This window comes from Nitrosopumilus ureiphilus, assembly GCF_013407185.1.
GTDB lineage: Archaea > Thermoproteota > Nitrososphaeria > Nitrososphaerales > Nitrosopumilaceae > Nitrosopumilus > Nitrosopumilus ureiphilus.
The window spans coordinates 844,241-856,827 of record NZ_CP026995.1 but is presented as its reverse complement, the minus strand read 5'-3'; the positions used below and the strand labels follow the sequence as shown (position 1 = coordinate 856,827).

At 32.6% G+C, this 12,587-nt stretch carries 19 protein-coding genes; 10 read left to right on the top strand and 9 right to left on the bottom strand.

The annotated features are described in order from the left end of the window. The first annotated feature begins 11 nt into the window (after window positions 1-11). Both C5F50_RS04965 and C5F50_RS04960 read left to right on the top strand, forming a co-directional pair. Window positions 12-911 (top strand): DMT family transporter, encoded by a 900-nt coding sequence (locus C5F50_RS04965; protein ID WP_179372561.1) that lies wholly within the window; start codon window positions 12-14, stop codon window positions 909-911. 166 nt (window positions 912-1,077) lie between these two features. Next, on the top strand, window positions 1,078-1,854 hold the full coding sequence (locus C5F50_RS04960; protein WP_342448757.1) for a DUF6775 family putative metallopeptidase: 777 nt from the start codon (window positions 1,078-1,080) through the stop codon (window positions 1,852-1,854). Here C5F50_RS04960 and C5F50_RS04955 read toward each other — a convergent pair. Genes C5F50_RS04955 through C5F50_RS04945 form a run of 3 tightly spaced genes read right to left on the bottom strand, consistent with a single transcriptional unit; the run spans window position 1,845 to window position 3,547 of the window. After that, window positions 1,845-2,753, bottom strand: coding sequence for a lactate/malate family dehydrogenase (locus tag C5F50_RS04955; protein WP_179372560.1), 909 nt, complete (start codon window positions 2,751-2,753; stop codon window positions 1,845-1,847). The two genes, C5F50_RS04960 and C5F50_RS04955, sit on opposite strands and share 10 nt — an antisense overlap. A gap of 16 nt (window positions 2,754-2,769) precedes the next feature. Continuing rightward, window positions 2,770-3,201, bottom strand: coding sequence for a universal stress protein (locus C5F50_RS04950; RefSeq protein WP_179372559.1), 432 nt, complete (start codon window positions 3,199-3,201; stop codon window positions 2,770-2,772). A 1-nt stretch (window position 3,202) separates the two neighbouring features. Next, window positions 3,203-3,547: a hypothetical protein gene (locus C5F50_RS04945; RefSeq protein WP_179372558.1), complete on the bottom strand. Its 345-nt coding sequence runs from the start codon at window positions 3,545-3,547 to the stop codon at window positions 3,203-3,205. A gap of 107 nt (window positions 3,548-3,654) precedes the next feature. Between C5F50_RS04945 and C5F50_RS04940 the strand changes: the two genes are divergently transcribed. Beyond that, window positions 3,655-4,512, top strand: a complete 858-nt coding sequence (locus C5F50_RS04940; RefSeq protein ID WP_246282155.1) for a CBS domain-containing protein — start codon at window positions 3,655-3,657, stop codon at window positions 4,510-4,512. Between the two features lie 2 nt (window positions 4,513-4,514). Here the strand turns inward: C5F50_RS04940 and C5F50_RS04935 are convergent, their stop codons facing one another. Further along, window positions 4,515-4,946: a universal stress protein gene (locus tag C5F50_RS04935; protein ID WP_179372557.1), complete on the bottom strand. Its 432-nt coding sequence runs from the start codon at window positions 4,944-4,946 to the stop codon at window positions 4,515-4,517. Between the two features lie 111 nt (window positions 4,947-5,057). Between C5F50_RS04935 and C5F50_RS04930 the strand changes: the two genes are divergently transcribed. Genes C5F50_RS04930 through C5F50_RS04915 form a run of 4 tightly spaced genes read left to right on the top strand, consistent with a single transcriptional unit; the run spans window position 5,058 to window position 7,263 of the window. Further along, entirely contained in the window at window positions 5,058-5,495 is a 438-nt protein-coding gene (locus C5F50_RS04930; RefSeq protein ID WP_179372556.1) for a CBS domain-containing protein, read from the top strand. 50 nt (window positions 5,496-5,545) lie between these two features. Continuing rightward, complete coding sequence (gene trxB, locus C5F50_RS04925; protein WP_179372555.1) at window positions 5,546-6,550, top strand: thioredoxin-disulfide reductase; 1,005 nt, start codon at window positions 5,546-5,548, stop codon at window positions 6,548-6,550. Continuing rightward, on the top strand, window positions 6,547-6,762 hold the full coding sequence (locus C5F50_RS04920; RefSeq protein WP_179372554.1) for a hypothetical protein: 216 nt from the start codon (window positions 6,547-6,549) through the stop codon (window positions 6,760-6,762). The genes trxB and C5F50_RS04920 overlap by 4 nt, the downstream gene beginning before the upstream one ends. A 30-nt stretch (window positions 6,763-6,792) precedes the next feature. After that, complete coding sequence (locus C5F50_RS04915; RefSeq protein WP_179372553.1) at window positions 6,793-7,263, top strand: hypothetical protein; 471 nt, start codon at window positions 6,793-6,795, stop codon at window positions 7,261-7,263. 3 nt (window positions 7,264-7,266) lie between these two features. Here the strand turns inward: C5F50_RS04915 and C5F50_RS04910 are convergent, their stop codons facing one another. The 5 genes from C5F50_RS04910 to serB form a co-directional block, all read right to left on the bottom strand. Further along, the gene (locus C5F50_RS04910; protein ID WP_179372552.1) at window positions 7,267-8,259 is read right to left on the bottom strand and encodes a cysteine synthase family protein; all 993 of its coding nucleotides are present in this window, start codon (window positions 8,257-8,259) and stop codon (window positions 7,267-7,269) included. A gap of 8 nt (window positions 8,260-8,267) precedes the next feature. Beyond that, window positions 8,268-8,504, bottom strand: a complete 237-nt coding sequence (locus tag C5F50_RS04905; RefSeq protein ID WP_179372551.1) for a sulfurtransferase TusA family protein — start codon at window positions 8,502-8,504, stop codon at window positions 8,268-8,270. A 70-nt stretch (window positions 8,505-8,574) separates the two neighbouring features. Beyond that, window positions 8,575-9,495, bottom strand: a complete 921-nt coding sequence (locus C5F50_RS04900; protein WP_246282154.1) for a PHP-associated domain-containing protein — start codon at window positions 9,493-9,495, stop codon at window positions 8,575-8,577. 46 nt (window positions 9,496-9,541) lie between these two features. Beyond that, window positions 9,542-10,267: a coenzyme F420-0:L-glutamate ligase gene (cofE, locus tag C5F50_RS04895; RefSeq protein ID WP_179372550.1), complete on the bottom strand. Its 726-nt coding sequence runs from the start codon at window positions 10,265-10,267 to the stop codon at window positions 9,542-9,544. Window positions 10,268-10,301: 34 nt separating this feature from the next. After that, window positions 10,302-10,952 (bottom strand): phosphoserine phosphatase SerB, encoded by a 651-nt coding sequence (gene serB / locus C5F50_RS04890; RefSeq protein ID WP_179372549.1) that lies wholly within the window; start codon window positions 10,950-10,952, stop codon window positions 10,302-10,304. Between the two features lie 256 nt (window positions 10,953-11,208). On the opposite strand from serB, the gene C5F50_RS04885 reads away from it, so the two are divergent. The 3 genes from C5F50_RS04885 to C5F50_RS04875 all read left to right on the top strand — a co-directional run bounded on the left by C5F50_RS04885 (window position 11,209) and on the right by C5F50_RS04875 (window position 12,168). Next, the gene (locus C5F50_RS04885; RefSeq protein WP_179372548.1) at window positions 11,209-11,538 is read left to right on the top strand and encodes a hypothetical protein; all 330 of its coding nucleotides are present in this window, start codon (window positions 11,209-11,211) and stop codon (window positions 11,536-11,538) included. A gap of 54 nt (window positions 11,539-11,592) precedes the next feature. After that, window positions 11,593-11,730, top strand: coding sequence for a hypothetical protein (locus C5F50_RS04880; RefSeq protein ID WP_179372547.1), 138 nt, complete (start codon window positions 11,593-11,595; stop codon window positions 11,728-11,730). A gap of 264 nt (window positions 11,731-11,994) precedes the next feature. Beyond that, window positions 11,995-12,168, top strand: a complete 174-nt coding sequence (locus C5F50_RS04875) for a hypothetical protein (protein ID WP_179372546.1) — start codon at window positions 11,995-11,997, stop codon at window positions 12,166-12,168. Window positions 12,169-12,587: the final 419 nt, after the last annotated feature.

Here is a 12,587-nt window from a genome sequence, read left to right as displayed (position 1 = left end):
GATGTCAATTTATGCTGCAAAAATATGATCAGTCACAGTTAGGATATGTATTTGCAATATTAGCTGCTGTCATGTTTGGTTCAGTGTCTGTTATAGCAAAACCACTTGTATCATCAGTTGATCCTATCTTGCTGGCATCTTTGGTTTACATCATATCTGCCATTACTTTGAGTCCTTTTGCACAAAAGAAAAAGAAGAGTCTTACAAAAAAAGATCTTTTGTTGGTTTTTTCAATCGCAATTTGTGGCGCCGTTATTGCACCAAGTCTGTATTTTGTAGGATTGACTCATGCGAGTGCATCAGATGCAGCCTTGATTGCTAATGGAGAAGTATTTTTTTCTGTTTTACTTGCAGTGATGTTTTTTAGAGAGAGGTTAAAACTAGTTGGGGGAATTGCAGTTCTTCTAGTTCTGGCGGGCATGGTGATTATTACTACAAATTTGGATTTTACAACTTTTACCTTGCAGCAGATACACTACAAGGATATGTTACTAATTTTCTCAATGTTGTTTTGGGCACTCGATAATAATCTCAGTAGATACCTTGCACAAAAAATGGATGTTGCAAATATTGTTCAGATAAAATCTGCCATAGGAGGAATAATGCTGTTTGTAATTGCTTTATTGGTATTTAGAGTAGATATTAACATAGAAGTAGAGCAGATAATCCCAATTTTGTTGTTGGGCACTGTTGGTTTTGCAGCATCACTTTATTTTTTCTTGCAGGGACTAAAGAGAATAGGTACAGTTAGAACTATAACCATATTTTCAATGTCATCAATATTTGGTCTAGTTGCAGCTTCAATATTTTTATCAGAACAGATTGGTTTCCACCAGATTGTTGCTGCAGGAATTATGATATTTGGAGTTTATCTTGTAAGTAGAAAAGAATCAGTAATTAGCCCTGTCTAGAAATATATCAAAAATTTGATTCAATTCCTATAAGATTTGAACTAATTTACTGACTGGAATAATCATAGTAAGATAATGAAATAATGCTCTCAATGACGCCTAAAAATTCGTTAAGCCTTTAAAAAAATTAAACGTTAGAAAGATAAGTAATCAAGACACATCTTTTATGTTGAAAATTTCTAAAATTATTCTATATGATGAACCCACAATTCCTGAAATTCAATTAGACAGATTAGGGAAATTTCTCACAGAGACATTTCCAATAAAAATTGAAACAAGAAAAAACTTCTTCAGTAATTTAGATGATAAAACATATGAGAAAATTGCAAGCATCAAAATTTTAGACATAAAAAAACCATTTCAAAAACATGATCCATCAGTTAAAGATGTTTTAACTGAAAAAGAAAACACCTACATGTCTAAAATAGAGGAAATGCCACTATACGATGGAATTGAATTTCAGAAGATCATTTCAGAATCAATACCAAAAAATGAAAATAGATCAGATATTCTAAATGTAATTTTTACAAACAAGCTTATCTGTACGTTTGATGAAAGTGATTTCAGATATCATGCAAGAGTAATTATTGGCTCCAACCCAACAATCATTTCAACCACAGGCATAGTGGAAGCTCCTGCAAAACCAAAACAATACTATTTAGATTTAATCACAAATGGTTCAAAAGAAAGAATTGATGAAATCAAGAAAAAATACAGTGGAAAATTTTTAGAATATCACGATTTGCGAATGTCAGAAATTGTTGAAGGATACCTTCTACAATCCATCTTTTATTATGAAACAGGCGATGTATTTTGCACAGATAAAAACTGTAGACTGTTTAATGCACATTGGCAGGAGGAATTAATTTACACTCAATTAGAAAATAGAAAATTGTGCAATAAGCATGAAGAAATTCTAAAAGTACTAAAAAATCAACTTTGAGCAGATTTTATTTGATTTTGTATTTTTTGTGAGGAATTCATCAATAATTCGGTTTCAGATTTGTCTAGCTCAATTTCCTTTATTTCAGAAACCCCGTTTTGATTAATTTTCATAGGCACACCCATTGCCACATTATTTGCACCATACTCTCCTTGGAGAACGACAGATGCAGGAACAGAGAATTCTTTTTTCTGAATAATTGTTTCTAAAACGTCATAGGTATTTTTTGCGATGCCAAACTGAGATCTGCTTTTGAATTTTCTTAATTTTTTCCAGTAATTTCTAATTTCAGTTCTAATCACATTCTTTTCATCATCATTTAACATAGAAGAAAGAGATTTACCATCAATCCTAGCATTAGAAAATATAGGAACCATGGAATTTCCATGCTCACCTAGAACTAATGCTCCAGCAATTGAAGATTGAGGAACAGAGAATTTTTCTGAAATCAAATATCGAAATCTGCTAGAATCAAGACTAGATGCAATTCCAATTACTTTGAATCTTGAAAATCCAGATTCTTTTTGGAAAAAATAAGTCAGCACATCAAGTGGATTTGAAACCAATAGAACAATGGTAGATGGACAATATTGTTTAATTTTTTCTGCAATTTCTTTAATCATGGCAATTTGTGAAACCATGTTTTCTGTTCTATCTTTAAAATAAAGTCCGGTACTTGCAGCAATCACAACAATATCAGAACCAGATAATGTAGAATAATCATCAGTCCCATGAATAGAAAATTTTGAAGTTGGTGGAATGGAATTTGCAATATCCAATGATTCGCCTATTGCTTTGTCTTTAGTGCGATTGATTAGTAAAACATCATCCAAGGCATTAGATACACAAAGAAATGCAATAGATGCGCCGACTCTACCGCTACCAATAATTGAAATCAAGTAAAATACAACCTGTTTATTTTACAATCAAAACAGGGCAGCGAGTTTTCTGAGATACTCCATTTGCAACACTACCTAAGAGAACTTTGTCAAAACCACTTCTTCCATGAGAACCAATTACAATAAGATCATGTTTTCGTGATTTTGCATAAGTCACAATATCATTTACAACAGATTTTGAAGTAATAATTTGAGATTTGATAGCAATGCTATTTTTTTCTGCAAAAGATTCGAGTTTTTCAATATGCTTTTTTGTAACCTTGCTTTGTTTTTTAATTAACTCTTTATCTGCTCTTGAATCATAATATTTGTGATGCCACGCATCGCCCTCGAGGCAGGTCAGAAGAGTAACTTTAGATTGATATTTTTTTGCCACATCTAAAGCCACTTTAAAGGCCCGAGTCGATTGATCAGACAGATCAAAAGGAACAAGAATATTTTGAAACATTTCAGAATTCTTCCTTTTTACGAATACTTTCTCTCTGACGTTTATCATCACGTTTTGATAATTCGCCTTCTAATTTCCGGCTCAATTCATCGGCTATTTTTAGAATATCCCAACCAGAATCAGTGTAAACTAGGGTATTTTGAGAAGTTTTGACAGATGCAGTAACATCATAATGAGTTCTTGATCCCTCAGGGTTTTGAGATTCTACTGTAATTTTTGCCTCAATAATATGAGATAGTACTTTTTGGACTTTTTCTAGAGCGGCACCAAACTTTGAAGAAAGTACTTCATTTGCAGGTTCATCTTTAGATAATCCTACTACGTACAAAGGAACTGGTTCAGCCATATAATATTCATGTAAACTAGAAGTAAATATATTTCGCAGTAATTACCAAATATGAAATTCAATGATGATTGTATTAAGACTTAATTAAGAAATACAAAAATAGAGACATGTTGGATGTCAAAAATATAAAATTATCAGAATTAATCACAAAGCCAATTACAATTAATCCAAATGCCACATTATTAAAAACTAGGGAGCACCTATTAAAAAACAAAGTAAAACGCGTAATTGTTGTTGATAAGAAAAGACCCATTGGAGTAATTACTGAAAAAGACATTGCAAAAAAAATTTATGAATTAGGTTCAAAACCAATCAATTCTGTAAAAGCAAAAGAGTTCATCCCTAAGAAATTATTTACCTTAACTGGAGACAATACCGTAAATGAATGTGCAAAGATGATGAAGAAACACAGAATCAGCCTAGTAATCATTACAAATAATGACAACACATTACGAGGAATTGTAACTGAGACAGATCTTGTAAAAGCATTCCTTACAAAAGAGTCAACATCATTCAAAGTTTCAAAAATTATGAAAAAAGATCTAATCACTGCCTCCCCTAGCGATCCAATATTACACGTAGAAAGCCTATTGCTAAAATACGGCATATCAAGAGTAATTATTCAAAGAAATCAAATGCCAGTAGGAATCATTACATTCAGAGATTTTGTGCCTGCAAAAATACCACAATGGATTGCAGAATCAGCAGACCCTAAAGAAGTTCAAGAATACAAATTCAAAAAGGGCTTGGAAGAAATTCATTCAAATCAAATGAGTTATCTTTTTCCATTCCATGCCACAGACATAATGGCAACAAACCCCATCACAGTCGATATGGATGACGATGTCAAAAATGCAATAACCAGCATGATCAAAAATGACATTAGTGGTTTGCCAGTTGTCAAAAAATCAAAATTGGTAGGAATAATTACAAAATCAGACATAGTAGCAGCATTAGCTGTGTAAATTTATTTTACAATCAAGATTGGCTTTTTGGATTTATGTAAAACGTAATTTGAGACACTTCCCAAGAAAAGTTCTTTGGCAGAACCTCTTCCACGAGCTCCAATTACAACCAAATCAATTCCATTTTTCTTGTTATTAGCAAATTTTGCAATATCATATCCAGGATCACCTGTTATTGCCTTTCCAGTTAATTGAATTCCCTTTTTAGCAGATCTTATTTTTGCATCATCAAGAGTTTTTTTTACTTCAGTCATTGAATTAAAATCCAAGAAACCAAGTGGATGAATTGCATAAATTCCAGGGACAGATTTTATAGATAATGCAACGATTGTACCATGAGATTGTCTTGCAATATGAATGGCCATATCTAAACCACGAATTGAATTTTTTGAGCCATCAAGTGGAACTAGAATTTTCTTAGTTTTAATTGCCACATTCTTCCACAAACTACTTGGAATTTATAACACCATAATGATTATCTTGACTGATTTTCAATCGTGATAATTTAGAATTTATCTCATATAATTGGATTATGACAAAATACTATGGACAGTACATTTGTAAATCAAATTATGAGTAAAAATGTGCTAACCGCTGACAAGTCAACATCATTACAAGAAGCAGCACAAAACATGACTAAATTAAACATAGGTTGTGTCATTGTCACAGAAAATTCCAAACCAATTGGGATAATTACTGAGCGAGATTTCGTCACAAAAGTTGCTGCTGAAGGAAGACCATTATTTACAGAGATCTCAGAAGTAATGTCATCACCATTAATTACAATAGATCCTGAAGAAACAATTTGGGAAGCTTCAGAAATGATGAAAGAAAAATTAATTCACAAACTCCCAGTCAAAGAAAACAATCAGATTGTGGGAATAGTGACTACTACAGATATTGTAAAAATATCTAGTGTCGGATCAGACTCTGAAATGCGCAGAATATGTGATCAAATTATTATGAGAATGAAAGATGAATAATCAAAAAAAGGATATTCACTTAAATTATTGAAACAGAGTTATCAAATATCATGATGGCAGCAGGTGCAGGTGCAACGGTACTAGAAACAAATGATAGCGATCCGATGAAACCAGACAAAACCAGAACAAAGTTCGATGTAATCATTATTGGTGCAGGGCCATCAGGTTATACTGCAGGAATTTATTGCTCCAGGGCAGGTTATGACACTTTAATTTTATCAGGAATACTTCCAGGAGGTCAATTGGTAAACACTACAGAAGTGGAAAATTATCCTGGATTTGAAAATGGGATTATGGGCCCAGATTTAATGATAGACATGAGAAAACAATCTCAAAGAATGGGAACAACAATTATTGATGATGAAGCAGTGGATATAGATTTTAGACGAAGCCCGTTCAAAGTTTTAACAGCTTCTGAGGAATATGAGGGACGTGCAGTGATTATTGCAACGGGTGCCAATCCAAGAAAAATGGGATTAGCCGGAGAGCAAACATTTGCAGGGAAAGGTGTTTCGTATTGTGCAACATGTGATGGACCATTCTTTAGAAATCAAGAAATAGTCGTAGTTGGCGGAGGAGATTCCGCCATAGAAGAAGCAACATTCCTTACAAAATTTGCCACAACTGTCCACATTGTACATAGAAGAGATGAATTGCGTGCAAGCAAAGTAATGCAAGAGCGTGCATTGAATAATGAAAAAATAAGAATTCATTGGGACTCAGTAGTAATAGACATCAAAGGAGATCAGAAAATGCAACAAGTGATTCTAAAAAATCTAAAAACAAATGAAGAAACAACAATTGATGCTGGAGGTCTTTTTATTGCAATAGGCCATGAGCCAAATACAAAATTATTCAAAGATCAAATTGATTTAGATGATGAAGGTTATATTGTCTTAAAAAATAAAACCCATACAAATATTGAAGGGGTTTTTGCAGCGGGGGATGTCCACGATAGAAATTATAGACAAGCAGTTACTGCTGCAGGGTATGGATGTATGGCAGCAATTGATGTTGACAAATATCTAACAGAAAGTGCAGATAAGAAAGAATGAAAAATGCACAATGTAAAAAATGTCTAAAAAAATTTCAACAGAAAAATATCTTTACAATTCAGCAATTCCAATATAGAAAAATTCCAACATACAAATGGTCTCTAGAGTATTTTAAAAAATTAGGAATTGATGAATGGGATTCACTCTGTGAAAATTGTATGATAGAATATTCTAAAAAATCTAGAGAAGAATGGAACAAATTAAAAGTTTAAACTATTTTGCAAGTAAAGAGACAGCATACTATGAGTGATACAGAGAATCTAAAAAAATCAATTAATAAAATTAGTGGAAAACTAGCAGAATTAGGAGTAGAATTAGCAGAAATTAAGTTCAGTTACAAGGTAGAAGCAAAACCATCCAAAGAATATTGGGAGCAAAGAATGAATGAATTCAGAAAATATAATGATAAATCTTTAGAATATTATAATCAAGTTCACGCCATGATGAATTTGATTAACACAGAAGAATCTCAAATGTTTCTTTTACGTACAAGTAAATTTAGACAACTCGGATTAGAATTATTAGAAATCATGCAGAAAATCAAAGATAACCCATCAATTACAGATCCTAAAGACAAACAGCAAAGTCAATGGAGTAAAGATATTAAAAACAAAATCACTGAACAAAGCAACAAATGCCTCAATCATGAAAGAGAAATGAACACATCATTTAGGGATTTTTATCAAAATGAATTAAAGAGAATAGTAGAATAACACCTAATATGCTAAATCAGACATGTATTTTGCCTCTTTCAAAGAATGTTCAAATTCTTCTTCAGACATGACATTTTGTGCAGCATAAACACTCTTGAACTTTCGCCCATCATCAGCAAAAATTCCTACCACACATGCAGTGCCTTCAATAGGATATTTCTTCATACATGCATAAACTGCTGCAGATGAAGGACTAATCAAGAGTCGATCTTTTTCAAATACTTCTTTTACTACAGAAAATGCTTCTTTGTTATCAACAGAAACCCAATCATCTACAACATCTTCTCGTTTTAAAAACAAATCGGGTTTTGCAGACTCTTCAAAGTTTCTCCATCCCTGAATCAAATGATTTTGCTGGGGTTGACAACCAATGATCTTTACATTAGGATTTTTTTCTTTAAGAAAAGTACCAATACCTGTAATGGTCCCACCAGTACCAACACCTGTAAAGAAATGAGTCACTTTTCCCTCAGTTTGTTTCCAAATTTCAGGACCAGTTCCAACATAATGACCCTTGAAATTTGCCTCGTTTGCATATTGATTGGGAGAATAATATGTATCAGGTCTGGATGATGCAATGGATGTAGCTAATGCAATACTTTGATCTGTTCCAGCCCCAACTTTAGGACATAAATCATCACTTGTCTCAAATACTTTTGCGCCAAGACTTCTAATGATATCCTTGGTTTCATTGCTGGCTTTTTCAGGAATTACTATCTCAACTTTGTAACCCAATACATTTGCAATACCAGTTAACGCAATTCCAGTATTACCAGAAGTTGGTTCAATGATTATGCTTTTCCCTTTTGTTAAAATTCCTCGTTCTTCACCGTCTTTAATCATCCAATATGCCGCTCTGTCCTTTACAGAACCAAATGGATTATGACCTTCCAGTTTTGCAAAATATTCAACATTACCATGAGAAAGGGAATTCAGTTTTACAAGTGGAGTATTTCCCACACGACTCAAGACATCTGTATCAGTTACAGTAGTCATTATTCTGGCTATTTCACCTTTTTAATTTGAAATGTTATAACATCGCCATCTTTGGATAAATGTAATAATTCATGACCGTTTCTTGTAACCCATCTAGAGATATCATCTTCAGCAGCAGGATCATCTGCAGACACAGTTAATGTTTCACCAACTTGCATTCGTTCGATTTCAATTTTTGTTCTAAACACAGGTTCTGGGCAAAACAATCCAGTTGCGTCTAATTTTTTTTCAGTAGATTCAGACATCGATATCTAATTCATCAAGGACGTTTTGTCATATTAAAATCTATTTGAGTTTAGCTTGTCCTACTTTAATTCACAATGCCATTTTGAACATGGTAGCCAGATGTCTATCTTTCATAAAACTTGGATCCTGATTTTGAAAATTGATTTTTTGTGAAATTCTTCTCATCAAATAGATTGCAATTTTGTAGAATAAAGACCACATGTGACTATTTTGATTTGAATCATAAACTCTCAGTAATAATGTTAAAAGCCATTTTGTATTTGGATAATGTTCAGAAATATAGTCAATCAAGTATTCTTTGGAATTGTTGATTTTGTATTTCAGATGATCTAGTGTTTCTGATTGTAATGCATACCCTGTTTGAGAAACATGGATTTTTCCATGTTTCATTGCTTGTAAAATATCATCAAGATTATTTTCAGAATCAATTACATTAACACATCTTCCAAGAGTCGATAAGACATGTGAATCGCTACCTGCAACTTGAATCATGTTGTTATCCAATGCAAATTGGGTTGCTCGAGCATTAGATAAGATGTCAACATTGTTACTATTGAAAACTTCAACCATATCACATTTTTTTGCATTATCGCGTAATGCATCCAGAAGACTAAACGGATGAGGGGCAGATGACACTCCACCCTGATCTCTTACTTTATCAATAACTTCTTCAAGAGAAATTCCTGCAGGGATTTGATCATGAATTCCATAGGCCAAGACATGTGCCCCATTATCGATTGTAATCTCCTCAGCTGGAAAAACATCCATTTTTTTGAATTTTTCATGATCATTTTTGTATTCAAGTAATTGATGATATCCATCAAGGGTGTTATGATTTGTTACAAAAATTGCATCTAATCCTAAATTATATGAACGATCAAGTTGATCTCTTATTGAGACATTACAATCGTATGGAGGCTCTTCTTCACCAACATGAAAATTTGAAAATGAATTATGACAGTGTAATTCAGCATTAATTGTCATTTTCATATGAAATTTTCTTCTTTAGATTATAATCCTATTGAAAACAAAGGAATTATCTAAAAAGATCCTCGTGTTCTGGACGAATTAATTCATCAATAACATGTTCTTCAATTTCAAATGAATAATTACGAATTATTGCGATTGGGGATTTCAAGGCTTTTCCCATCACCAATTCTGCTGCAGAAGAAAGCTCATCTGCTACAGCAATTGCAGTAACACGTAGAATCTTTTGAAAAGAATCAAATGTTCCAGCATAATCAATTATGGGATTTAATCCAGAAATGCCTATTGCACAATTAGTTTGACCCATGCGGAAAGGCCTACCAAAAGTATCAGAAATAATGACTGCCACATTTTTGTTAGTTTGTTTTAGTATATTGTAACGAATTGATTCTGCAGAAATATCAGAATTTATGGGCAATAAAGTAGCATATCCTTTTTGTACATTACTTTCATCAATACCTGCATTTGCACAAATAAATCCATTTTTTGTTTCAACAATCAATATCCCGTTTTTCATTCTGACTATTCGTTTTGTTTCAGATAAAATTAATTCAATTAAGCGAGGATCCTTTTGATATTGAGACCCAATTCCTTGGGATAGTAATGAAGGAACTACAGTAGATAAATTAACAATTCTTCCTTCTTGTTTTGAAATTATTTTTTGTGCAATAACAATTATGTCACCATCATTTAATTCGCAAGATTTCAAGACTAGTTCAGATATATCATCTAAGGGTTCAATTTCTTTTTCAATGAGAATTGGGATAATTTGCAAGTAAAATAACTAAAAAGACGACCTAAAAAATTGTTTAGGCAGGAGTGATTGTTTCCAATTCCATTTTGTAATGTTTGTTAATAATATCTAAAACCTTTGAGAGATCTTTTTCTTCCAAAGTAGTGGTAGCCAAATCCTTTACTAAATCCTGAGCTCTATAAGCAATGCCCAAGCCACAAATGTCAAATAATTTAACATCATTTGCCCCATCCACCACACAGACAATATCTTCTTTTTTCTCTCCCCATTCTGCAATTTTTATTTTGGCAGATTTGGATTTATCAGAATCAACATGGATTACAACGTCATCTAGTTTTCCATCTTTGAATTTTAATTCATTTGCAAAAACATAATCAAGGTCCAATTCTTTTTGTAATCTATCCATCATTAATGTAAAACCTCCAGAAACTGCCATGAGTTTCCAACCAGCAGATTTTAAGACTCTACACAACTCTTTTGCACCAGTCATAATTGGTAATGCGTCAGCAACTTCCTGACATGTTTTTTCATCAAGACCCCTAAGAGCAGCAACTCTTGTTCTCAAACCATCTTCCCAATTGATTTTACCTTGAATTCCTTGTTTAGTAATTTCCCATATCTCAGATTCTTTGTGGAGTTTTTCTGCGAGAATGGGAAGATATTCTTCATCATATAAAACACCTTCAACGTCAAAAATTACAAGCAATGGGTTTCTGATTTGGAAAAAATTGCTAATTATATTAAAGTAGTGTCTACACTTTTGCCAACTAAACCTTGTTAAGAGATCTGATCGTAGATTCATATCTCTCGATTAATTTGAATCAGTTAGTACTTGTAACTGCATGTTACAAATCTGTATGGATTTGATAAAATTGAGATTTTATCAAACGTTATAAAAAATATTTTTAGTCATCATGCACATGAATAATCATTTCTCTAGGATGTTATGATATACGGAAACATTGTCTAAAATTGCAATTTACATGGGAATGGCAATTGCTTGTTCAATTTTTGTATTGTTTGTAATCAGTATCATGCCTCATATTGTAAACCAAATAGAAAATAATTGGGATGATGTACTTCCTGGCAAGTCTGATGAAGAAATAAAAGCGCTGTTTTATGAAACCAAATCTTACAAGGCGTTTATTGACAAATATCCTGAAAATGGAGAATATTTTGATTCGTATGGGGATGGTTATGGGAGATTGGAAATTACTGCAATGAATTTTGAGTCATACAATACATTACAATTAAGTTTAGAATATGATAGAAGAACTAATTCCATAAGATGAACAAGTCAGATGTGAGAATCAGAAAAATAACCAAATTATTACATTCGAGGGACCTTGGTAGTACAGTTTATTGAGAAAGTGAATTGTTTAAGTGGTTATGGCCTTGTTGATGCGCCTTCTAATTTAATTGATGAAAATGGTAATCCTGTTCCAATCAAAATTGATCTACGAGTAACTGTAGATTATGATTGATCGTTTTAGATTTCTGGAAAATTAGAAAATGAAAACTAGACTCTTATTATTCATTGTAACTATTTCTATAATTTTGGGAATTGATGAATTTTGGTTTGTATAGTCAAACATACTGGGTTGAATCCATTAGGATTTGAATTGATAGAACCATACAGATTTGCAATGCCTAGAAGGAAAAAATCATTTCTAAGTGTATTGTATTGTTGTGTTCTAGTAAACATAGATTATGATCAAGATTAAATACAAATTTTGTACAGAACAAACATGATAAGCAAGCATGACTATTTCAAACAGGATTGCTCAAAGAACGAACCTGAGGTGATTGCAACACATTCAAGCGGAACTGCATTTTATAGGTGCAAAAACTGTAATTATTTTGGGACAATAGAGTCATTTACAAAGCCTTTTCATACTTCTGAAATATTACAACAGCATTAATCATATAGGCTATAGAATCCTCTAGATGTTTTATGATCTGGCCATAGTCTTAAAGCGTTTGTTTTTCTGATGTGATGTTTTTTCTCACCTTTATCTCATCTATTGCATCCTGTGCACTCTGCAAAGATTCAAGTGTTAAATCAAGTGGATTTACCATTATTGTCTAGTTCTCTGACCTGTATTTTTCTATTTGTTAAATTGAAATTATAGCAAGTCCAATAATTATCAAAAGTCTAATTTTTATTTCCTATTCGTCCAACACTATGACTTTGCCTGTCATCCATGGATGTGGCTCCCTAGGATATCCAAAAATGCAGCAAATCTAATTTCAGGTTCTTGTAAAAGTAGACTACATTTTTGATGGCATAATTGATGATCTTTGAGACTGACTGATTGAAATATTGTCTGCACAGTTAATC